Source organism: Acuticoccus kandeliae, assembly GCF_003073115.1.
In genome coordinates this window covers 2490695-2512115 of record NZ_QBBV01000001.1, presented here as the reverse complement: position 1 = coordinate 2512115, position 21421 = coordinate 2490695, and the positions used below count along the sequence as shown (strand labels likewise).

Sequence of the window (21421 nt, the reverse complement as noted above, 5' to 3'; positions counted from 1 at the left end):
GTATCGAAAAAAGGGCGGGGTGAACCCGCCCTTTTCTCAGTCAGTGCCTATTTCGCGATCAGTGTGCGCGAAAGTTTGCCGATTCGTCGTCCTCCACCCGCTCGGTAGAATCGCTGGGCTTGTAGACGGGTTCGGTCCATTCGATGGCCTCCGGCATCCGCACCAGGGCCCGCTTCAGGACATCGTCCATCCGCGCGACGGGGACGATCTCGAGCACGTTCTTCACGTTGTCCGGAATGTCCGCGAGGTCCTTCGCGTTCTCTTCCGGGATCAGCACGGTCGTGATGCCGCCGCGCAGGGCCGCGAGGAGCTTCTCCTTCAGGCCACCGATCGGCAGGACGCGGCCACGCAGGGTGATCTCGCCCGTCATCGCGATGTCGCGACGGACCGGGATCCCCGTCATCACCGAGACGACCGCGGTCGCCATGGCGATGCCGGCGGACGGACCGTCCTTCGGCGTCGCGCCTTCCGGCACGTGGACGTGGATGTCGCGCCGTTCGAATTGCGGCGGCTCGATCCCGAGGTCCACGGCCCGCGAGCGCACGTAGGATGCGGCCGCGGAGATCGACTCCTTCATGACGTCACGCAGGTTGCCCGTGACCGTCATCTTGCCCTTGCCGGGCATCATCAGCCCTTCGATGGTGAGCAGCTCGCCCCCCACCTCGGTCCAGGCAAGACCCGTCACGACGCCGACCTGATCCTCGAGCTCGGCCTGGCCGTAGCGGTAGCGCGGCACGCCGAGATACTCTTCGAGCTTCTCGGGGGTGACCACGATCGAGGTGACCTTGCCCTTGGAGGACAGGATCTCCTTCACCGCCTTACGGGCGAGGGTCGCGATCTCGCGCTCGAGATTGCGCACGCCCGATTCGCGGGTGTAGCGGCGGATCATCGTGCGCAGCGCCTCGTCCTCGATCGAGAACTCGCCGCTCTTCAGGCCATGGTCCGCGACCGCCTTGGCGAACAGGTGGCGATGCGCGATCTCCACCTTCTCGTCCTCGGTGTAGCCGGCGATGCGAATCACCTCCATGCGGTCCATCAGGGCCGGCGGGATGTTCAGCGTGTTCGCCGTCGTCACGAACATCACGTTCGAGAGGTCGTACTCGACCTCCAGATAGTGATCCATGAACGTTGCGTTCTGCTCCGGATCCAGCACCTCGAGGAGGGCCGAAGACGGATCGCCGCGGAAGTCCATGCCCATCTTGTCGATCTCGTCGAGCAGGAAGAGCGGGTTCGACCGCTTCGCCTTCTTCATCGACTGGATGACCTTGCCGGGCATCGAGCCGATATAGGTCCGGCGGTGGCCGCGGATTTCCGCCTCGTCGCGCACGCCGCCGAGCGACATGCGGACATACTCACGCCCGGTCGACTTGGCGATGGACTTCGCGAGCGAGGTCTTGCCGACGCCCGGAGGGCCGACGAGGCACAGGATCGGCCCCTTCAGCTTGTTCGCGCGCGCCTGCACGGCGAGGTATTCGAGGATGCGCTCCTTGACCTTGTCGAGGCCATAATGATCGGCGTCGAGGACCTGCTCGGCGTGCTCCAGATCGTTCTTGATCCGCGAGGGCTTCTTCCACGGGATCGAGAGGATCCAGTCGAGATAGTTTCGCACCACCGTCGCTTCGGCGGACATCGGGCTCATCTGGCGCAGCTTCTTCAGCTCCGCCTCCGCCTTCTCCCGCGCTTCCTTCGACAGCTTGGTCGTCTTGATGCGCTCTTCCAGCTCGGCAAGCTCGTCCTTGCCGTCCTCGGAGTCGCCAAGCTCCTTTTGGATCGCGCGCATCTGTTCGTTCAGGTAGTACTCGCGCTGCGTCTTCTCCATCTGGCGCTTGACGCGGCTGCGGATGCGCTTCTCGACCTGCAGAACGGAAATCTCGCCGTTCATGATGCCGAGCACCTTCTCGAAGCGCTCGATCACAGAGGCAGTGCCCAGGATCTCCTGCTTGACCGGGATCTTGACTACGAGGTGGGAGGCCACCGTGTCGGCGAGCTTGGCATAGTCCTCGATCTGGCCGACGGCGCTGATCACCTCGGGCGAGATCTTCTTGTTCAATTTGACGTAATTCTCGAACTCGGCGACGACGGAGCGCGCGAGGGCCTGGGCCTCGGTGCCGTCAAAATCCGGCTCCTCGACGGGCTCGACCGCGGCCTCGAAATAGTCCGAGCGCTCTGTGAAGGATTCGATGGATGCGCGCGCGCTTCCCTCGACGAGCACCTTGACGGTGCCGTCCGGCAGCTTGAGGAGCTGCAGCACGGTCGCGAGCGTGCCGATGGAGAAGAGGCCATCGGGCTTGGGATCATCATCACCAGCCTCACGCTGCGTGACGAGGAGGATCTGATTGTCCGCGCGCATGACCTCTTCCAGCGCACGGATGGATTTCTCACGGCCGACGAAAAGCGGGACCACCATGTGGGGAAACACGACGATGTCCCTGAGCGGGAGCACCGGGTAAGTGCCCGCAGAGCGCAACGCCTTGGTGTCCCTGTTGTCGTCCGACTGAGTCATGGAACTGTCCTTTCAGCTTGGCCCTGGCTCGCCATAGGATGCACGAGTCGAGCCACCGACACCGCACACATGCACTGTGGCACCCAACCACCCACGGAATAGTCGATTGGGTGTGGCGGTGATGAGGGGGGAGAAGAAGATCCTCTCCTTGCTGCGAAGTGGCCCTCGAGACCTGGAACGTCAAGTCTCGTCACAGGATGGCCCTCGCCCCGTCGCGGCGAAAATCCGCACGCCGCGGCCTCACCTCATGCGACCGCCGGAAACGCATACCATCCCCGTCGCGGATGCTCGGCTCATGGCGCGACGAACCGCCTCGGCGCCGCGCGTCATGGGCGGCGGCCCGGCTCATGCCAGGGACGGCGGAAGACAGTTCGAGTCGGCGCGCCTGCCCACCGTCGACGCGGCGGCAGGCGCGGCCTTGATCATGCCGACGTGCGGGACGGCTCCGCCGCACGGTCGTCGTAGATGTAGAGCGGACGCGCCGTCCCCCCCACGACCTCCTCGGAGATGACCACCTCGCGGACCCCGTCGAGGCCCGGAAGTTCGTACATCGTGTCCAGAAGGATCGCTTCCAGAATAGAGCGCAGGCCTCTTGCGCCGGTCTTGCGCTCGATGGCGCGGCGGGCGATCGCCTTCAGCGCGTCGGCATGGAAGGTCAGCTCCACGCCCTCCATCTCGAAGAGGCGCTGGTACTGCTTCACGAGCGCGTTCTTCGGCTCGGACAGGATCTGCACGAGGGCGACCTCGTCGAGATCCTCGAGCGTCGCGAGGACCGGGAGACGGCCCACGAACTCGGGGATGAGGCCGAACTTCAGGAGATCCTCGGGCTCCACCTCGCGGAAGAGCTCGCCGGTGCGGCGATCCTCGGGGGCGAAGACCTGAGCCTTGAAGCCGATCGACGTGCCGCGGCCGCGGTCCGAGATGATCTTCTCGAGCCCGGCGAAGGCGCCGCCGCAGATGAAGAGGATGTTCGTCGTATCCACCTGCAGGAATTCCTGCTGGGGGTGCTTGCGCCCGCCTTGCGGCGGCACGGACGCGACGGTGCCTTCCATGATCTTCAGGAGGGCCTGCTGCACGCCCTCGCCCGACACGTCGCGCGTGATGGACGGGTTGTCGGACTTGCGGCTGATCTTGTCGACCTCGTCGATATAGACGATGCCGCGCTGGGCGCGCTCGACATTGTAGTCCGCCGCCTGGAGCAGCTTCAGGATGATGTTCTCGACGTCCTCGCCGACATAGCCGGCTTCGGTGAGGGTCGTCGCGTCGGCCATCGTGAAGGGCACGTCGAGGATGCGGGCGAGCGTCTGCGCGAGCAGCGTTTTGCCGCACCCGGTCGGGCCGATCAGGAGGATGTTCGACTTCGCCAGCTCGACGTCGTTCGACTTCGAGGCGTGGCTCAACCGCTTGTAGTGATTGTGGACCGCGACGGAGAGGACCTTCTTGGCCTCCTTCTGCCCGATCACATAATCGTCAAGGACCTTCCGGATCTCCAGCGGGGTCGGGATCCCGTCCCGCGCCTTCACCAGCGAGGATTTGTTCTCCTCGCGGATGATGTCCATGCACAGCTCGACGCACTCGTCGCAGATGAACACGGTGGGACCGGCGATGAGCTTGCGCACCTCATGCTGGCTCTTTCCGCAGAACGAGCAATAGAGCGTGTTCTTCCCGTCGCCGTTGGTCGCCTTGCTCATATACTCACCTCTGCTTCGTCCGCAGGTCCTCCTGGCAGGCTTCGTGCCAGTTGGCCCTCTACTCCAGTCCCGCGGGACCGTCTCGCAACGCACACCGGCATATTGGCCGTGGCCCTTCGCCGATGCAAACGGTCGTGTCGCTTAGTCAACCGACCCAGCCGTTACTAAACATAAAACGCACAGGGTCGGTTCGTTAGTCCCCCAAGGCCGCTCCACCGATGATTTGCCGGCATAACAGGCCTCATCAGTAGGCGCCCCGGCGGACCAACGCAACGAAAAACACGCTCTAGTTGTCAAGAGCCGCCCGGCTTTCAATGACCTGGTCGATGATCCCGAAGTCCTTTGCAACGTCGGGTGTCATATAATTGTCGCGCTCAAGCGACGTTTCGATCACATCCAGCGCCTGGCCGGTGTGCTTGCGGTAGATCTCGTTGAGGCGGCGCTTCAGGGACAGGATCTCCTGCGCCTGGAGCTGGATGTCCGCCGCCGTGCCGCGGAAGCCGCCCGACGGCTGGTGGACCATGATGCGCGCGTTGGGGAGCGAGAAGCGCATCCCCTTCTCGCCCGCCGCCAGCAGCATCGCCCCCATCGAGGCCGACTGACCGATGCAGAGCGTCGAGATCGTCGGCCGGACGAACTGCATCGTGTCGTAGATCGCGAGCCCGGAGGTCACGATGCCGCCCGGAGAGTTGATGTAGAGGGAGATTTCCTTGTTGGGATTATCCGCCTCGAGATACAGCAACTGCGCACAGACCAGCGTCGCCACGGTGTCCTCGATGGGACCCGTGATGAAGATGATCCGCTCCGAAAGGAGGCGCGAAAAGATGTCGTAGGCCCGTTCACCACGGTTCGTCTGCTCGACGACCATGGGAACGAGCGTCGACATTGCGTACTCAACGGGATCTTTCATGGAAAGCGCGCCTAGTGATCGTGGTGGTGATCGTGGTCGTGGTGGTGATGACCGTGATCATGATGGTGGTGATGATCATGATCGTGGTCGTGGTCGTGCAGGTGATCATGATCGTGATCGTCTTCGGTGTCCTTCAGGAGCTCCTCCTTCGAGACCGCCTTGTCCGTCACCTTAACGAGCTCGAGGAGATAGTCGACGACCTTGTCCTCAAAGATTGGTGCGCGAAGGCTCGCGATGGCCTGCGGGTTCTTGCGATAGAACTCGATGACCTCACGCTCCTGGCCCGGGAACTGGCGCATCCGCTCGGAGAGCGCGCGCTGCACCTCCTCGTCCGTGACCTGGACCTCGGCCTTCGTGCCGACCTCGGACAGGAGCAGGCCGAGGCGCACGCGGCGCTCGGCGATGCCCTGATAGTCGGAACGGGCCTTCGCCTCGCTGCCGTCGGCATCGTCCGCCGCATCGGCGTCGAATGATTCGCCGCGACGCTCCATGTCGGCCGTCACCTGGCGCCAGATCGTCTCGAACTCGGACTCCACGAGCTTCTGCGGCAGCGTGAACTTGAAGCGCTCGTCGAGCGCGTCAAGGAGCGCACGCTTCACCTTGGCGCGCGTCGCGCCGGCATAGCCCTGCTCCATCTGGAGGCGGACCGCCTCGCGCAGCTTCTCGAGCGATTCCATGCCGAGCTTCTCGGCGAGCGCATCGTCGATCGCGTCTTCCTTCGGCGCAGCGACTTCCTTCACCGTCACGTCGAAGACGGCGGCCTTGCCGGCGAGCTCGGCGGCCGGATAATCGTCCGGGAAGGAGACGTTGACGACCCGCGCGTCACCCTTGCCGGCGCCGACGAGCTGCTCCTCGAAGCCCGGAATGAACCGGCCCATGCCGAGCACGATGTCGATGTCCTCGGCGGTGCCGCCCTCGAAGGCGACATCGTCGACCTTGCCGACGAAATCGATCTTCAGGCGGTCGCCGTCCGCGCCCGGACGCTCGACCTCTTCATAGTCGCGGTAGCGCTTGGCAAGCTCGGTCAGCTCGCTGTCGACCTCTTCCGCGCTCACCTCGACCACGGGGCGCTCGATGGAGATCTCGTCGAGGCCGGTGACCTCGATCTGCGGCAGGACCTCGTACTTGATGTCGAAGGCGAGATCGCTCTTGCCGTCCATCACGTCCTGCATCGCCTCCTGGTCGAGGTCGATGGCGGGCTGCATGGCCGGCTTCTCGTCGCGCTTCTCGACCGCATTGCGGATCGACTCGGACATCACGTCGTTGATGACCTCGGCCATCGCCGAGCGACCGTACATCTTCTTCAGATGCGCCATCGGGACTTTGCCCGGCCGGAACCCCTTCAGCCTCACCTTATGGGAGAGGTCGTCGAGATAGGCGAGGAGACGCTCTTCGAGGGTCGCTGCGGGGACCACCACTTTCAGCTCCCGCTGCAGACCGTCCGCGCGGGTTTCCGTCACTTCCATGGGCTCACTTTCCGCAGGTACAATTCAGGTTGTCGGGGAATGGCGCCTCATGTCGCCCCACGGCAAGGCGAAGTCAATGGCCCCCGCGTCGCTTCGCCTTGCGAAGAGGCGATCACCACAGCCACGGCGGGGTTTCCCGAGTGGCCCTGCAGGCCTGCGACGCCCCGCGCAGGACGCGCCGGCCATGCTGCGCTTGCGTTGCGGTTTTTGCGTGGGCGAAGGCGGCGGGTGGCCGGCCGGCGGCTGGGTGGTGCGGGTGGAGGGACTCGAGCCCTCGGAGCGGGACTCGACCAGCGCAGAGACGCCGGCCAAGCCCCGCTGAGGGCCGCCCTACTGAAGCTCCACCTTCACCTGCTTGATCGTTCCCGTGAACGCGAAGGGTGCCTCTTCCTCATAGGCACGTGAGACGGTCGCCCCGAGGTCCATGCCGATGTCCATCGTTTCCGTCGCGGAGTAGCGAGCGGGAACCACCTGGGCGATCTCTCCGCGGCCGACTTCGACGCCATCGACCAGCAAGGTCGCGATCCCGCCGGTGACCTCCTTCATCGGCTCGAATGGTGCCTGCTCGTAGACCATGCTCACCTCGTGAGCACCGGGCACAAGCGGCGCCTCGCCCGCAACACGGTAGTGATTCTTCCCGAAATAGTTGAACTCGTAGACCGGTACGCCATCGTCGAGATACAGCGTGTAGCCCGCCGATGACCCACCGTTGGCGATGAGGACGCCGCTGGCGCCTTCCTCGGGAACCTCGATCTCCGCCGTGATACGATGCGAACGCTGATAAAGAGGCGCAGCGCTTCCCTCAGGGACGCGCACGGTGCCCGGCGCATAGGTGAAGCGCGTGCGTCCCTTGATGACCGACGGTCGCTCGGGATTGGTCGCACGTTCCGCAAAACGGTCGTCGAGCGGAAAGACCTCGAACTTCTCCGCCTCCACGTCGAACAGCGCCTGCAGTTCCGCGAGCTTCTCCGGATTTTCGGCGGCAAGGTCGTGCGCCTCCGAAAAGTCCTCGTCGATGTTGTAGAGTTCCCAAACGCTGTCATCGAAGCCGACGGATCCGGTGAGCACCCACGGCGCACCGTGGAAGGATGCCGCCACCCAGCCGTCGTGATAAAGCGCGCGGTGCCCGCCGGTCTCGAAATATTGGGTATGCCGGGTTCCGGGCGCAGCGGCGTCGCCGAAGCTGTATTCCATGCTCACCCCGGCCATGGGGGTCTGTTCGGTCCCGTTGACGACCTCGGGCTCGGGGACGCCGACCGCTTCGAGGATCGTCGGGGCAATGTCCACGACATGATGGAATTGCGTGCGGATGCCGCCACCGTCGGTGATCTGCGCTGGCCAGCTGACGATCATCCCATTGCGGGTGCCGCCGAAGTGCGAGGGGACGCGCTTCATCCACTGGAACGGCGCCGACCCGGCCCACGCCCAACCGACAGGATAGTGATTCTCGTGCGCAGAACTGCCGATCTCATCAATCACCGGCAGCTGAGCCTCCACCGTGTCGGGGATGCCGTTCTGGGTCATGATGTTGTTCAAGGTGCCCGTGAGGCTGCCCTCGGCGCTTGGGCCGTTGTCCCCGGCGATGAGTATGATCAGCGTGTTGTCGGCCTCGGGTAGCGCCTTCACCTTCTCGATCAACCGCCCGATCTCATGATCGGTCTGCGCAAGAAAGCCTGCGAACACCTCCTGGTGCCGGGCAAAGAGCCGCTTGGCATCGTCTCCGAGCGTATTCCAGGCCTCGATCTCACTGGGGCGCACCGTGAGGTCAGTGTTCTCCGGCACAAGGCCGAGACCCTTCTGCCGGGCGATCGTTTCCTCGCGCACCGCATCCCAGCCTTGATCGAACTGACCGGAGAACTTCTCGATCCATTCTTCACTGACATGCAGCGGCGCGTGGACGGCGCCCGGGGCGAAATAGATGAAGAACGGCTTGTCGGGCGCGATGGAGTTCTGGCGATCGAGCCAGGCAATCGCGTCGTCCACGAGGTCGACATTCAGATTGTATCCGTCGTCGGCGCGCGTATCCGGCTCCACCGGCGTCGTGTTGCGGAAGAGCTGTGGCTCCCACTGGCTGGTCTCACCGCCTTGGAAACCGTACCAATATTCAAACCCCAGCCCGGTGGGCCAGCGATCGAACGGCCCCATGGGCGAGGTTTCCCAATCCGGCGTGTTGTGCCACTTGCCGAAAGCAGCGGTCGAGTAGCCGTGATCCTTCAGGATTTCCGCGATCGTCGCCGTGGAACGCGGCCAGATACTGTTGTAGCCGGGATAGCCCGTGGACAACTCGGTGATGGTCCCGAAACCGCTCTGGTGATGGTTGCGTCCAGTGAGGAGTGCCGCACGCGTGGGCGAGCAGATCGCGGTCGTATGGAACCGCGTGAAGCGCAGACCGTCTTCGGCCAAGGCGTCCATGGCCGGGGTCGGAACCGGACCGCCGAATGTGCCGGGCTGCCCGAAGCCGAGGTCGTCGATCAGCACAACCAGCACATTTGGCGCGCCATCCGGGGGCGCTACCGGTCGCGGGTAGTCCTGCGTCGAACCCTCGAACGTCTTGGCGATCGCGCCGCCGAAGGGCGCTGCCGGCAGGGGCAGGACCGACCCGTCAAGGGGCGCCTCTTGCCCAAAGGCAAAGGTGGAGGTCACGAGCAGCGCAGCCACCGCGCCTCCTCGCGACAGGACGCCGGAAAGATGCGACAACATCGATGCCCCCAAAATCTATGTCACGCTTCGATAGCGCCCCCGCAAACTAGCGCCAAACTGTGTCAAGACTCATTGCGTTCGCTCAAACGTCGCTTGGGTGAGCCGCTGCCTGCGCAGTGGCCAGACCCGGCGCTCTTTCGCATCTCGCCGCTCAGATCCATGGTGGCCGACGTCCGACGAAAGCCAAATCTCGGGGGTGGAGCGGGACCGAATTGGGTACGCGTTTGGGCACCAGAACTCCGGCCGCCGGTGCACCTGGCGTTGATTTCGCTACTTTTTTTTCAAGTCGATGTTGGTGCGGGTGGAGGGACTCGAACCCCCACACCTTGCGGCGCTTGGACCTAAACCAAGTGCGTCTACCAATTCCGCCACACCCGCGCCTGCACTCTCCTAAGGCCGAGTGTGGTTCATGGTCAAACACCCTCAGAGCGTATCGAAGGCGGCGCGGGTGAGGCGCATCGCGTCGAGGAGATCCTCGGCGATCAGCGCGGGGCCGGCGCGGGTCGCCGCCTCGCCGTGGAGGAAGACACCCATCGCCGCCGCCTCGAACGGTGGTGCGCCTTGGGCCAGGAACGCGGTGACGAGGCCGGCGAGCACGTCCCCCGCACCCGCTGTCGCGAGGTACGGCGGCGCGTTGGCGTTGATCGCGGCGCGGCCGTCCGGCGCGGCGATCACCGTGTCCTGCCCCTTCAGGACCACCACAGCGCCGCTCGCCTCGGCCGCGCGGCGGGCGCGGGTCAGCTTGTCGCCCTCGCCGGGGAAAACGCGCGCGAACTCGCCCTCGTGCGGGGTGAGCACCGCGCGGCTCGCCCCGATTGCGCGGGCAAGGCCGGCCCCGTCCTCGCGGAAGGCGGTGATCGCGCCGGCGTCGAGCACGGCGGCGGCCTCGGCCGCGAGCGCCGCCTCGGCAAGGGCGCGGGTCGCTCCGTCCGGCGGCAGGCCGGGGCCGAGGCAGACCGCGTTCTTGCGCGTGTCGGAGAGGAGCGCGGTGAGACCGTCGGCGTCGTCGACGGGGGTCAGCATCACCGTCGTGAGGTGGGCGGCGTTGACGGCGAGCGCCTCCGTCGGCGAGGCCATGGTGACGAGCCCCGCCCCCGCCCGCAGCGCCGCCATCGCGGCAAGGCGCGCGGCGCCGGTCTGGGTCATCGGGCCGGAGAGGATGACGGCGTGGCCGCGATCATATTTGTGCCCCGCGTCCGCGAGGCGGGGCCGCGCGTCGCGCCACAGCGGCGGCTCGTTCGCGAAGGTGCGGCAGCCCGTGCCCGCGATCGTCTCGTCCTTGATGCCGATATCGGCGACCGAGACGCGGCCCGCGTGGGCGCGGCCGGGGACGAGGAGATGGCCGGGCTTGCGCCGCTCGAAGGTGATGGTGCGATAGGCGCGGATCGCGACGCCGCGCACCGCGCCCGTCGCCCCGTCGATCCCGCTCGGCAGATCGATCGCGAAGATGCGTGCCCCGCTCCCGTTCACCCGTTCGACGAGGTCGGCGAACTCTCCTTCTATGTCGCGCGCGAGGCCGCCGCCGAAGAGGCCGTCGACCACGACCGTCGCGCGGGTGACAGAGGGATCGTCCGCGGCGATCACCTCGCCGCGATAGCGCGCGTGCGCGCCGCGCGCGGCGTCCGACCCCGCCCCCTTGGAGAGGTCGACGAGTGCGACATGATAGCCCCGTTCGCGCAGCACACGCGCGGCGACGAAGGCGTCGCCCCCGTTGTCGCCGGGACCGGCGAGGACGACGATGCGCGCGCCGTGGCGGATCTCCGCCGCGACGAGATCGGCGACGGCATATCCGGCCCGGTCCATCAACACGGCGATGGGCGTTCCGGCCTCGGCGGTGCGCTTGTCGGCGAGGCCCATCTCGGCGGGCGTTGGCAATTCGATCACGTCGGATCCGGCCTCTCATTTTTCGGATCGTTTTTTGGGCACACCGCCCAAATTTTGATCACATCATCCGCTACGCGCGTGTTTCGCTGCCGAATTTCCGCTCAACGCGCCAATTTCCTCATCTGGCACACGAGATGCATTCCTTCGAGCGCCAGCGGACGGATGACCTCCCGTATGCCGCCCAACGGGGTCTTATGAAGAAGATCGAAGCCATCATAAAGCCGTTCAAACTCGATGAGGTGAAGGAGGCGCTGCAAGACGTCGGCCTACAGGGCATTACCGTGCTCGAAGCCCGCGGTTTCGGCCGCCAGAAAGGCCATACTGAACTTTATCGCGGAGCCGAGTACGTTGTTGACTTTCTTCCAAAAGTGAAGATCGAACTCATCGTACCGGACAGCCTGTTGCCTGCGGCCGTAGAAGCGATCCGCAATGCCGCACAGACAGGACGAATCGGCGATGGCAAGATCTTCGTCCTCCCGGTGGAGGGCGCAATCCGGATCCGGACTGGTGAGTCCGGTGAGGACGCCATCTGAAACCCACAACTCCAGAAGCGTCAGAAGACCTAAAGAAAGCGAATGCGAATGAGCACAGCGCAAGAAGTCCTTAAAGATCTCAAAGACAAAGACGTAAAGTTCGTCGATCTGCGCTTCACGGACCCGCGCGGTAAGATGCAGCACGTCACCATGGACGTCAGCATGATCGACGAAGACATCTTCGCCGACGGCACGATGTTCGACGGCTCTTCTATCGCTGGCTGGAAAGCGATCAACGAATCCGACATGCTTCTCATGCCGGATCCCGAGACCGCGCACATCGATCCTTTCTTCGCGCAGACCACGATGGCGCTCTTCTGCGACATCCTGGAGCCGTCCACGGGCGAAGCCTACAACCGCGACCCGCGCACCACGGCCAAGAAGGCCGAGGCGTACGTGAAGTCGGGCGGTTTCGGCGACACCATCACGATGGGTCCGGAAGCCGAATTCTTCGTGTTCGACGACGTCCGCTTCGCGGCCAACCCGTACGACACCGGGTTCCAGCTCGACTCGATCGAACTGCCGACCAACACCGGCACCGACTACGAGACCGGCAACCTCGGCCACCGTCCGCGCACCAAGGGCGGCTATTTCCCGGTCCCGCCGATCGACTCCGCGCAGGACATGCGCTCCGAGATGCTCTCGGTCATGACCGAGATGGGCGTCACCGTCGAAAAGCACCACCACGAGGTGGCCGCGGCCCAGCACGAGCTTGGCCTCAAGTTCGACACGCTGACCCTCATCGCCGACAAGATGCAGATCTATAAGTATGTCGTGCATCAGGTCGCGAACGCCTACGGCAAGACGGCGACCTTCATGCCGAAGCCGGTCTTCGGCGACAACGGCACGGGCATGCACGTCCACCAGTCGATCTGGAAGGAAGGCAAGCCGCTCTTCGCCGGCAACCTCTATGCCGACCTCTCCGAGATGTGCCTGTTCTATATCGGCGGCATCCTGAAGCACGCGAAGGCCCTCAACGCCTTCACCAACCCGTCGACGAACTCCTACAAGCGTCTCGTCCCGGGCTATGAAGCGCCGGTGCTGCTCGCCTACTCGGCGCGCAACCGTTCGGCCTCCTGCCGTATCCCCATCGCGTCCTCGCCGAAGGGCAAGCGCCTCGAGGTCCGCTTCCCGGATCCGTCCGCGAACCCGTATCTCGCCTACGCCGCCATGTGCATGGCCGGCCTCGACGGCATCAAGAACCGCATCCATCCGGGCGACCCGATGGACAAGGACCTCTATGACCTGCCGCCGGAAGAGCTGAAGGGCATCCCGACCGTGTGCGGTTCGCTCCGCGAGGCGCTCAGCGAGCTCGACAAGGGCCGCGAGTTCCTGAAGGCCGGCGGCGTGTTCGACGACGACCAGATCGACTCGTACATCGAGCTCAAGATGGAAGAGAACATGCGGTACGAGATGGCGCCGCATCCCATCGAGTTCGACATGTACTACTCGGTCTAATCAGACCCTCCTGCAGGGGAAGCCTCACCCTTCCCCTGCCCCCACCGCGCCCTCCGCGGTCACTGGCGGTCACGACGGCGAAAGCCCGTGACCGCTTTCTTTATGGGCGACCCCCCGCCGCTTCACCCCGCCCCGCATCTGCGACGTTGACGCCGGCGCTCTGGCGCGCGAGGCCATGGGCGAACGGGAGGCGGAACTTGAGCGCGATCATCCATGGCGGAGACCTGGCGGAGGCGAAGGGGCTCGCCGGCGGACGGCCGGTGCTCGACCTCTCGACGGGGATCAACCCGCACGCCTACCCCGCCCGCGCAAGCGAAAGTGCGCTGACACGCCTCCCCCAGCGCGCCGCCCTCGACACGCTGCTCGCCGCCGCACGCCCCGCCTATCGCGTGCCGGACGGCGCCGCGATCGCCGCCGCGCCCGGCACGCAGGCGATTCTCCAGTGGCTGCCCCTCATCGCCCCCGCGCGGCGCGTCGCCATCGTCGGCCCGACCTACCAGGAGCACGAGGCCGTCTGGTCCCGCCACGCCGAGACCGTCCCGTGCGCGAGCCTTGAAGAGGCGGCGGACGCGGCGGCCGACACCACGGTCGTGGTGAACCCCAACAACCCGGACGGCCGCCGCCACACGCGCGAGGCGCTCGCCGCCTTCCTCTCCCGCGCGCGGCGGGCGGACGACGTGGCACCCGCCCTCATCGTCGACGAGGCGTTCGCCGACGTCACGCCCGGGATCAGCGTGGCAGGCCTTCCCGGCACGCTGGTGCTGAAGAGCTTCGGCAAGTTCTATGGGCTCGCGGGGATCCGGCTCGGCTTCGCGATCGGCGCGCCGGGTCTCGTCGGCCGTCTCACCGAGGCGCTGGGGCCCTGGGCCGTCGGCGGGCCGGCGCTCGAAATCGGCGCCGCTGCGCTGGCGGACACCGCCTGGGCCGACGCCATGCGTGCGCGCCTTGATGCGGAGCGCCAGGCGCTCGATGCGACGCTCACCGGGGCGGGCCTCACCCCCATCGGCGGCACCGACCTCTATCGCCTCGTCGCGACGCCGGACGCCGCGCGCTGGCACAAGGCGCTGGCAGCGGAGGGGATCTGGACGCGCGCCTTTCCCGCGCAGCCCACCTGGCTCCGCTTCGGCCTTCCGGGCGACGGCCTTCCCCGCCTCGCCGCCGCGCTCGACGCGGTGACGGCCGGGATCGCATCATGACCGTCGTCCTCGCCCTCCTCATCGACTGGTTCGTCGGCGACCCGCCGGGCGTATGGCGGCGCACCGGCCATCCCGTCACCTGGTTCGGCGGCCTCATCGGCGCGCTCGACCGCCGCCTCAATGTCCGCCCCAGCCGCAAGGCCAAGGGCGTCGTCGCGATCGTGGTCGCGATCCTCGCCTTCGCCCTCCCAGCGACGGTGCTGACGGGCTTCCTCGATGCCCTGCCCGGCCCGCTCGAGACGATCGCCCTCGCCCTCCTCGCGAGCACGCTCCTCGCCCACAAGAGCCTCAACACCCACGTCGCGCGCGTCACCGACGCCGCCTCGATCGAGGAGGCGCGCGCCGCCGTCTCCATGATCGTGGGGCGCGATGTCGCAGCGCTCGACGAGGCGGGCGTCGCGCGGGCGAGCGTCGAGACGCTGAGTGAGAGCCTGTCGGACGGGGTGGTCGCGCCCGCCTTCTGGCTCGCGATCGGAGGGCTTCCCGGCATCGTCGCCTACAAGGTCGTGAACACGGCCGATTCGATGATCGGCCACCTCACCCCGCGCTACGCGAAGTTCGGCTGGGCGGCGGCGAAGCTCGACGATGCGATGAATTTCGTGCCGGCGCGGATCACCGCCGGGCTCATCATGCTGACCCGGCCCTCGACCTTCCGCCGCCGCGAGACGATCATCGACGATGCGGGGCGGCACGTCTCGCCCAACGCCGGGTGGCCCGAGGCGGCGATGGCCTCCGCGCTCGGAATCGCGCTCGGCGGCCCGCGCACCTATGAGGGCGAGCGCGTCGACGGTGTGTGGCTGAACCCGCGGGGGCGCGCGCCGACGATGGTCGACGTGCGCCGCGCGATCGCGATCGGCAACCAGGCCGCCGCGATCCAGATCGCCCTCTACGCCCTGATCTTCCTTCTCGTCTGAGCGAGGGCGTGAAGGCGGTCGAGGTCGATCGCCGCCGCGAGATGGGCGGCGAGCGTGTCGAGCGTCGCGTCCACCCGCGCCTCATAGGCAAGGTCAGAGGCCGCGCCGAAGCTGGCGAGGAAGGCGCGGCGGAACGCGTCCTCCGCGAAGAGGCCGTGGAGATAGCCGCCCATGACGCGCCCGTCCGCCGAGACCGCTCCGTCGGGCCCCTCGGCAAGATCGGCCAGCGCACGCGCGGTGTCCGGCCCCTCCGTCACGCCCATGTGGATGCGATAGCCGCGCACCGGCACGCCATCGGCGCCGGGCAGACGGGAGACGCCGTGCGTCTCACGCGTCGTCTTCGGCGCCTTCAGGGTGGTGACGACGTCGAGAAGGCCGAGACCGGCGGTCTCGCCCGGCGGCCCCTCGAAGCCCTCGGGGTCGCGGATCAGGCGGCCGAGCATCTGGTATCCACCGCAGAGGCCCAGGACGCGCCCGCCGCGGCGCACATGGGCGATGAGATCGGCCCGCCACCCCGCCGCATCGAGCGCGCGCATGTCGGCGACCGTCGCCTTGGAGCCCGGCAGGAGGACGAGGTCGGTGTCGGCCGGCAGCGGTTCATCGAGCGGGACGACGCGCAGCGAAACGCCGGGCTCCAGCCGCAGCGGGTCGCAGTCGTCGAAATTCGCGATGTGTGGCAGCCGGGGCATCACGATCTTCAGCCCCTCGGCGCGCGCTTCGGTCGGTAGGCCGAGGCTGTCCTCCGCCGGCAGCGCGCCCGCGTCCGCGAACCAGGGGACGACGCCGAGCACCGGCCACTTGGTGCGCATCTCGATCGCCTTCACGCCCCCCTCGAAGAGGCCGACATCGCCGCGGAACTTGTTGACGAGGACGCCGCCCACGGCATCCCGCTCATCGGGCCGAAGGACGGCGGAGGTGCCGACGATGTTCGCGATCACCCCGCCACGCGAGATGTCGGCGCACAGGATGACGGGCACCCCGGTCGCAAGCGCGAAGCCCATATTGGCGATGTCGCCCGTGCGCAGATTCACCTCCGCCGGGCTCCCCGCCCCCTCCACGATCACGAGGTCCGATTCGCGGGCGACGCGGTTGAAGCTCTCCAGCACGGGCGGCATCAGCATCGGCTTCAGGGCCGCGTAATCGCGGGCTGCGACAGACTTGACCACCCGCCCCTGGACGACGACCTGCGCCCCCGTCTCCGACTGCGGCTTCAAGAGCACAGGGTTCATGTGAACTGTCGCCGGGCGTCCTGCCGCACGCGCCTGCAACATTTGCGCACGGCCGATCTCGCCGCCATCGGGCGTCGCGGCGGCATTGTTCGACATGTTTTGCGGTTTGAACGGGGAAACTCTCAGGCCACGCTGGCGGAATGCACGACACAGACCCGCAACGATGAGCGATTTGCCGACATCGGAGCCCGTTCCCTGGACCATGATCGCGGCCGTATTTCCGCCCTCTCTGCGGTCCAAAACGCGATTTCCCTTCATCTGGCGTTAATCCGCCGGCCGTGATTTGAAAATGCTCTGGCCGCGCTGTCCGCGGCGGGAAAAGCCCTGGAGTATCCCATGAAGAAATTTGTGCTCGCGATCGCGATGGTTGCCGGCCTCGCCGCCTGCAACTCGAACAGCCAGACCGACCGCGCGCTGGTCGGCGGCGCCGTCGGCGCCGGCACGGGCGCGCTGATCGCCTCCGCCGCTGGCGCCAATGCCGGCACCACGCTGGGCGTGGCCGCGGCCAGCGCCGTCGGTGGCGCCGTGATCGGTGCGGCCACCACGCCGCGCAACTGCGTCAACCAGTACGGCAATCCCGTCCCCTGCCCCTGATTCCGGCGGCCAGGGCCTGATCGGTCCGGGCGGATCGCATGATTCGCCCGCGGCCCCCCGCGCCACCGCACGATGGGGTGGCGCATCTCTAGAACTCGATCCCCTGTTGCGGCTTCACGCCGGAACGGAAGGGGTGCTTGATCATCGTCATCTCGGTGACGAGGTCCGCGATCTCGATCAGCTCGTCCTTCGCGTTGCGTCCCGTGATGATGACGTGGACGTCGTCCGGCTTCTTCTCCTTCAGGAAGTCCACCACCTCGGCGACGTCGAGATAGTCGTAGCGCAGCACGATGTTCAATTCGTCGAGCAGCACCATCCGGTGCTCGCCGGATGAGATCATCGCCATCGCCGCCTCCCAGGCGGCCCGGGCCGCCGCGATGTCGCGCTGGCGGTCCTGCGTCTCCCAGGTGAACCCCTCGCCCATGCGCTTGATCGTCACCTGGTCGCCGAAGCGGTCGAGAACCGCTTTCTCGCCCGTCTCGATCCGCCCCTTGATGAACTGCACGACGCCGACCTTGAAGCCGTGCCCGATGGCGCGCATCACCATGCCGAAGGCGGCGGTCGACTTGCCCTTGCCCTTACCGGTGTGGACGATGACGAGGCCCTTCTCGATCGTCTTGGTCGCGAGGATCTTGTCCCGCGCGGCCTTCTTCTTGCGCATCTTCTCGGCGTGGCGCGAGTCGAGTTCGGTGTCATTCATGGCAATGTCTCAAGCTTCATGAGGGCGTCGAGGCGCGCGTGGACGCTGTTCTTCTTCGGCGACCATAGACCACGCCGGATCGCTTCGGCGAACCGCCCGCGGATCTCCTCCAGCGCCGGCGCGTTCGCCTCGGCGAGGAAGCGGACCACCGCATCGTCCTCCAGATAGGCGTCGTAGAGCTGGTCGAAATGATGGTCGGCGACGGCGTTGGTGGTCGCGGCGAAGGCGAAGAGATAGTCGACCGTCGCCGCGATCTCGAACGCCCCCTTGTAGCCGTGCCGCATCACGCCCGCGATCCACTTGGGGTTGGCCGCGCGGCCACGCACGACGCGCGCGATCTCCTCGCGCAGCGTGCGCGCGACGGGCCGCTCGGCCCGGCTCGTGTCGACATGGAGGCTGACCGGGGCCCGCCCCCGCGCCGCCTCGACGGCTGCGGCAAGGCCGCCCTCGAACTGGTAGTAATCGTCGCTGTCGAGGATGTCGTGCTCGCGATTGTCCTGCGCCTGGACGACCGCGTCGATCCCGGCAAGACGGGTGCGCAGCGCCTCCTCGGCGACCTCGCCCGCGCGTCCCTTGCCGTAGGCGTAGCGGCCCCAGGCGACGAAGGCTTCCGCGAGATCGTTCCGGCCGTCCCACGCGCCGGTGTCGATCAGCGCCTGGAGTCCCGCCCCATAGGCCCCCGGCATCGCGCCGAAGACCGACACGTCGCTCCCCGCCCCGCTCTCGCGGAAGCGGCGGCGGATGGGGTTCTGGTCGTCGGGCTCGTCGGTGGCGGCGACGGCGCGGACGGCCGAATCGAAGAGGGCGATCTGCTCGGGGAACGCGTCACGGAAGAAGCCGGAGACCCGCAGCGTGACGTCGACGCGCGGACGCATCAGCGCGCTCGTCGGGCGCACGGTGAAGCCGGTGAGGCGCGCCCCGTCCCATGTCGGCTCCGCGCCGATGAGGGCGAGCGCCTGGGCGATGTCGTCACCGCCTGTGCGCATGTTGGACGTGCCCCAGCAGGTCAGCACGATGGCGCGCGGCCAGTCGCCCTCCTCCATGACGTATCGCTCCACGACGCGCTCTGCCGCCGCTGCGCCGATCATCCAGGCCGCGCGGGTCGGGATGCCGCGAATGTCGACGGCGAAGAAGTTGCGCCCGGTGGGGAGCACGTCGGGCCGGCCGCGCGTCGGCGCGCCGGAGGGGCCGGGCGGCGTGAAGCGCCCCCCGAGCGCGCCGAGGACGGCGCCGATCTCGTCCGCGCCCGACCGGTCGAGGTCCGCCGCGATCCGGTCGAGCTCGGCAAGGACGGCGGCGGCGGCCTCGCCGGGTTCCGCCGCCCCGTCGAGGAGCGCCGCGGCGAAGGCCTCGATCCGCTCGATCGTGTCGCCGACCGTGCGCCAGGGACCGGGCACGCGGTCGAGCGCGGCCGGGCGCGGTCCGGCCCAGGGTTCGGCGGGCGCGGCGTCGAGCGGGTCGAAGGCGAGGCCGTGGTCGGCCGCGATCGCGCGCGAGAGGGACTGGCCGGACGCGCCCGGCCCGCGCGGCGCACGGCCGATCGCGACGAGGAGGTCGCGCCGCAGCCGACCCTCGGGGCTCGCCCCCAGGATGTGCAGCCCGTCGCGGATCTGCATCTCCTTCAGATCGCAGATGTGCGCGTCGAGCGCGGCGATCGCCGTGTCCCGGTCGCCGCCGAGATCGAGGGAGAGGTCGGCCGCGAGGCCGTGCCGCTCGGCGGCGTCGATAATGTCGTCGGCGAGACGGTCGGCCCGCTTTGGGTCGAGCGCGCGGGCGAAGGCGTACTCGTCGATCAGCGTCTCGATCTCGGCCGAACTGCCGTGGCTCTCGGCCCGCGTCATCGGCGGCGTCAGATGGTCGACGATCACGGCCTGGGCGCGGCGCTTGGCCTGCGTCCCCTCGCCCGGATCGTTGACGATGAAGGGGTAGATGTGCGGCGTCGGCCCGAAGGCGATCTCCGGCCAGCACGTCTCGGAGAGCGCGACCGCCTTCCCCGGCAGCCACTCCATGTTGCCGTGCTTGCCCATGTGGACGACGGCCGCCGCCCCGAACGTCTCACGCAGATAGAGATAGAAGGCGAGATAGGCGTGGGTCGGGACGAGGGCGGGATCGTGATAGGTCGCCTTCGGATCGCGCTCATAGGCGCGCGTCGGCTGGATCGCGACGGCGACATTCCCGAACAGATGCACCGCGACCGCGATCGCGTCGCCGCGCATCAGCGGATCGGCCTCCACCGGGCCCCAGGCCCCATTCACGGCGGCTTGCGCGGTGTCGGGCAGGCCCGCGAACCAGGCCTTGTAGCGCGCGAGCGGCAGGCGCGCGGGCGGATCGGCGCGGCCGGCGAGGAGATGGGCCATCAGAGCGGCGCTGTCGGCCGGCGCGTCCGTCACGTGGTGGCCGGCGGCCGCGAGGGCGGCGAGGAGCGCGGCGGTGGAGGCGGGCGTGTCGAAGCCCACGCCGTTCGCGATCCGCCCGTCCTTGCCGGGATAGTTCGCGAGGACGAGGGCGACGCGCGTCTCGGCCGGCGGGGTCGCGGCAAGGCGCGCGTGCGCGGCGGCGAGCGCCGCGGTGAAGCGCACGCGATCCGCGACCGGCACGAAATCCACCGGGAAGGCGCCGGTCGCCTCGCACCGGGCCTGGCGCGACTTGAAGGCGAAGGCGCGCGCGAGGACGCGGCCGTCGAACTCGGGCGTCACCACGCTCATCGCAAGGTCGCGCACGCCGAGGCCGGCAAGGCTCGCCACCCACGCGTCGGGGTCCGCGCTGGCCTGGACCACCTCCAGCACCACGCGGCGGTGATCGTCGAGCGCGGTCCCCGCCCCGCCCGCCGAGAAGGCCATCGTGGTCAGCACGACGTCCGCCCCCGCCGCCTCGACAAGCTCGCGGATGACGGCGGCGGCGACGGGGTCCTTGAGGCTCGAGGCGAAGATCGGCACCGGCCGCAGCCCCGCCTCGGCAAGCCCCGCGACGAGCGCGTCGATGCCGCCGACGAGCCCGTCCATCAGATGCGAGCGATAGAAGACGAGGCCGACGCGCGGCCCGTCCGGATAGTGGTCGAGCGCGGAGAGGTCTGGGAGCACCGCGCCGGCGGCGTAGAGCCCGGCGGCGGGAACGGCCGAGGCAGGCTCCGGCCGCGCGCCCTCACCCAGCAGCGCGCGCAGGAAGGCGATGCTACGCTCGCGATTGGTTGGCCCGCCCTCGCGGCAATAGGCGTGGAAGCGGCGCGCATCCTCGATGGAGCCGGTACCACGTGCGGCGAGCGCCTCGTCGAAGGCCGCCTCGCCCGGCACGATGAGGAGCGTCGCCCCGGAGGTCAGCGCGATGCGGCGCAGGACCTCGATGCCGTAGGCGAAATAGCCCTCGCCCCCGAGGACGCGCAGCGCGACCACCCGCACCCCGCGCAGCGTCTTCTGGGCAAGGAGGTCGATCGACATCGGGTGCGTCAGCGCGCCGAGGCTCGCAAGGCGCACTTCGGGCCCCGCCGGCATGCGGCGCACGGCCTGGGAGAGGGCCGTGATCTCCCCGTCCGCGGCGGACAGGACGACGATCGGGGCGGGCGCGAGGTCGAGATCAACGGCCTCTTCGCCGTCGTCGATCCTCTGCGCCTCGGCAGCGAGGAGGTGCATCAGGCGGCCTGCCGGCC

General features: G+C 67.6%; 14 protein-coding genes and 1 tRNA gene. 5 read left to right on the top strand and 10 right to left on the bottom strand.

Features of this window, described 5'->3' with window-relative positions:
* Positions 1–58 precede the first annotated feature (58 nt).
* From lon to DBV35_RS11405, 7 genes are all read right to left on the bottom strand, one after another.
* Positions 59–2503 (bottom strand): endopeptidase La, encoded by a 2445-nt coding sequence (gene lon / locus DBV35_RS11435; protein ID WP_108660244.1) that lies wholly within the window; start codon positions 2501–2503, stop codon positions 59–61.
* Between the two features lie 422 nt (positions 2504–2925).
* Positions 2926–4194 carry an ATP-dependent Clp protease ATP-binding subunit ClpX gene (gene clpX / locus DBV35_RS11430; protein ID WP_108660243.1) on the bottom strand — a complete coding sequence of 423 codons (1269 nt, stop codon included), beginning with the start codon at positions 4192–4194 and terminating at the stop codon, positions 2926–2928.
* Between the two features lie 286 nt (positions 4195–4480).
* A complete protein-coding gene (locus DBV35_RS11425) occupies positions 4481–5104 on the bottom strand; it encodes an ATP-dependent Clp protease proteolytic subunit (RefSeq protein ID WP_108660242.1) in 624 nt (207 codons plus the stop codon).
* An 11-nt stretch (positions 5105–5115) separates the two neighbouring features.
* Entirely contained in the window at positions 5116–6570 is a 1455-nt protein-coding gene (gene tig / locus DBV35_RS11420) for a trigger factor (RefSeq protein ID WP_108660241.1), read from the bottom strand.
* Positions 6571–6900: 330 nt separating this feature from the next.
* Entirely contained in the window at positions 6901–9228 is a 2328-nt protein-coding gene (locus DBV35_RS11415) for an arylsulfatase (protein ID WP_245943899.1), read from the bottom strand.
* Positions 9229–9563: 335 nt separating this feature from the next.
* A tRNA-Leu gene (locus tag DBV35_RS11410) sits at positions 9564–9648 on the bottom strand.
* Positions 9649–9693: 45 nt separating this feature from the next.
* Positions 9694–11154, bottom strand: coding sequence for an NAD(P)H-hydrate dehydratase (locus DBV35_RS11405; RefSeq protein ID WP_342752354.1), 1461 nt, complete (start codon positions 11152–11154; stop codon positions 9694–9696).
* Positions 11155–11348: 194 nt separating this feature from the next.
* Between DBV35_RS11405 and DBV35_RS11400 the strand changes: the two genes are divergently transcribed.
* The 4 genes from DBV35_RS11400 (at position 11349) to cbiB (ending at position 15255) form a co-directional block, all read left to right on the top strand.
* On the top strand, positions 11349–11687 hold the full coding sequence (locus DBV35_RS11400; RefSeq protein WP_108660694.1) for a P-II family nitrogen regulator: 339 nt from the start codon (positions 11349–11351) through the stop codon (positions 11685–11687).
* A gap of 48 nt (positions 11688–11735) precedes the next feature.
* Positions 11736–13145 carry a type I glutamate--ammonia ligase gene (glnA, locus tag DBV35_RS11395; RefSeq protein ID WP_108660238.1) on the top strand — a complete coding sequence of 470 codons (1410 nt, stop codon included), beginning with the start codon at positions 11736–11738 and terminating at the stop codon, positions 13143–13145.
* Positions 13146–13342: 197 nt separating this feature from the next.
* Positions 13343–14341 carry a threonine-phosphate decarboxylase CobD gene (gene cobD / locus DBV35_RS11390; RefSeq protein WP_205648571.1) on the top strand — a complete coding sequence of 333 codons (999 nt, stop codon included), beginning with the start codon at positions 13343–13345 and terminating at the stop codon, positions 14339–14341.
* Positions 14338–15255, top strand: a complete 918-nt coding sequence (gene cbiB / locus DBV35_RS11385; RefSeq protein ID WP_108660237.1) for an adenosylcobinamide-phosphate synthase CbiB — start codon at positions 14338–14340, stop codon at positions 15253–15255. The genes cobD and cbiB overlap by 4 nt, the downstream gene beginning before the upstream one ends.
* Here cbiB and DBV35_RS11380 read toward each other — a convergent pair.
* Positions 15228–16688, bottom strand: coding sequence for a cobyric acid synthase (locus tag DBV35_RS11380; protein ID WP_108660236.1), 1461 nt, complete (start codon positions 16686–16688; stop codon positions 15228–15230). The two genes, cbiB and DBV35_RS11380, sit on opposite strands and share 28 nt — an antisense overlap.
* Before the next feature lie 132 nt (positions 16689–16820).
* On the opposite strand from DBV35_RS11380, the gene DBV35_RS11375 reads away from it, so the two are divergent.
* Positions 16821–17078: a bacteriocin gene (locus DBV35_RS11375; protein ID WP_108660235.1), complete on the top strand. Its 258-nt coding sequence runs from the start codon at positions 16821–16823 to the stop codon at positions 17076–17078.
* Positions 17079–17166: 88 nt separating this feature from the next.
* Here the strand turns inward: DBV35_RS11375 and cobO are convergent, their stop codons facing one another.
* Together cobO and cobN are read right to left on the bottom strand one after the other, a co-directional pair.
* Positions 17167–17778 carry a cob(I)yrinic acid a,c-diamide adenosyltransferase gene (gene cobO, locus DBV35_RS11370; RefSeq protein ID WP_108660234.1) on the bottom strand — a complete coding sequence of 204 codons (612 nt, stop codon included), beginning with the start codon at positions 17776–17778 and terminating at the stop codon, positions 17167–17169.
* Positions 17775–21404: a cobaltochelatase subunit CobN gene (cobN, locus tag DBV35_RS11365; protein WP_108660233.1), complete on the bottom strand. Its 3630-nt coding sequence runs from the start codon at positions 21402–21404 to the stop codon at positions 17775–17777. The genes cobO and cobN overlap by 4 nt, the downstream gene beginning before the upstream one ends.
* Positions 21405–21421: the final 17 nt, after the last annotated feature.

What these genes read in the sequence shown, in the direction of transcription:
- lon (WP_108660244.1), bottom strand. Translation starts at nt 2,503, where the DNA reads ATGACTCAGTCGGACGACAACAGGGACACCAAGGCGTTGCGCTCTGCG.
- clpX (WP_108660243.1), bottom strand. Translation starts at nt 4,194, where the DNA reads ATGAGCAAGGCGACCAACGGCGACGGGAAGAACACGCTCTATTGCTCG.
- DBV35_RS11425 (WP_108660242.1), bottom strand. Translation starts at nt 5,104, where the DNA reads ATGAAAGATCCCGTTGAGTACGCAATGTCGACGCTCGTTCCCATGGTC.
- tig (WP_108660241.1), bottom strand. Translation starts at nt 6,570, where the DNA reads ATGGAAGTGACGGAAACCCGCGCGGACGGTCTGCAGCGGGAGCTGAAA.
- DBV35_RS11400 (WP_108660694.1), top strand. Translation starts at nt 11,349, where the DNA reads ATGAAGAAGATCGAAGCCATCATAAAGCCGTTCAAACTCGATGAGGTG.
- glnA (WP_108660238.1), top strand. Translation starts at nt 11,736, where the DNA reads ATGAGCACAGCGCAAGAAGTCCTTAAAGATCTCAAAGACAAAGACGTA.
- cbiB (WP_108660237.1), top strand. Translation starts at nt 14,338, where the DNA reads ATGACCGTCGTCCTCGCCCTCCTCATCGACTGGTTCGTCGGCGACCCG.
- DBV35_RS11380 (WP_108660236.1), bottom strand. Translation starts at nt 16,688, where the DNA reads ATGGTCCAGGGAACGGGCTCCGATGTCGGCAAATCGCTCATCGTTGCG.
- DBV35_RS11375 (WP_108660235.1), top strand. Translation starts at nt 16,821, where the DNA reads ATGAAGAAATTTGTGCTCGCGATCGCGATGGTTGCCGGCCTCGCCGCC.
- cobO (WP_108660234.1), bottom strand. Translation starts at nt 17,778, where the DNA reads ATGAATGACACCGAACTCGACTCGCGCCACGCCGAGAAGATGCGCAAG.
- cobN (WP_108660233.1), bottom strand. Translation starts at nt 21,404, where the DNA reads ATGCACCTCCTCGCTGCCGAGGCGCAGAGGATCGACGACGGCGAAGAG.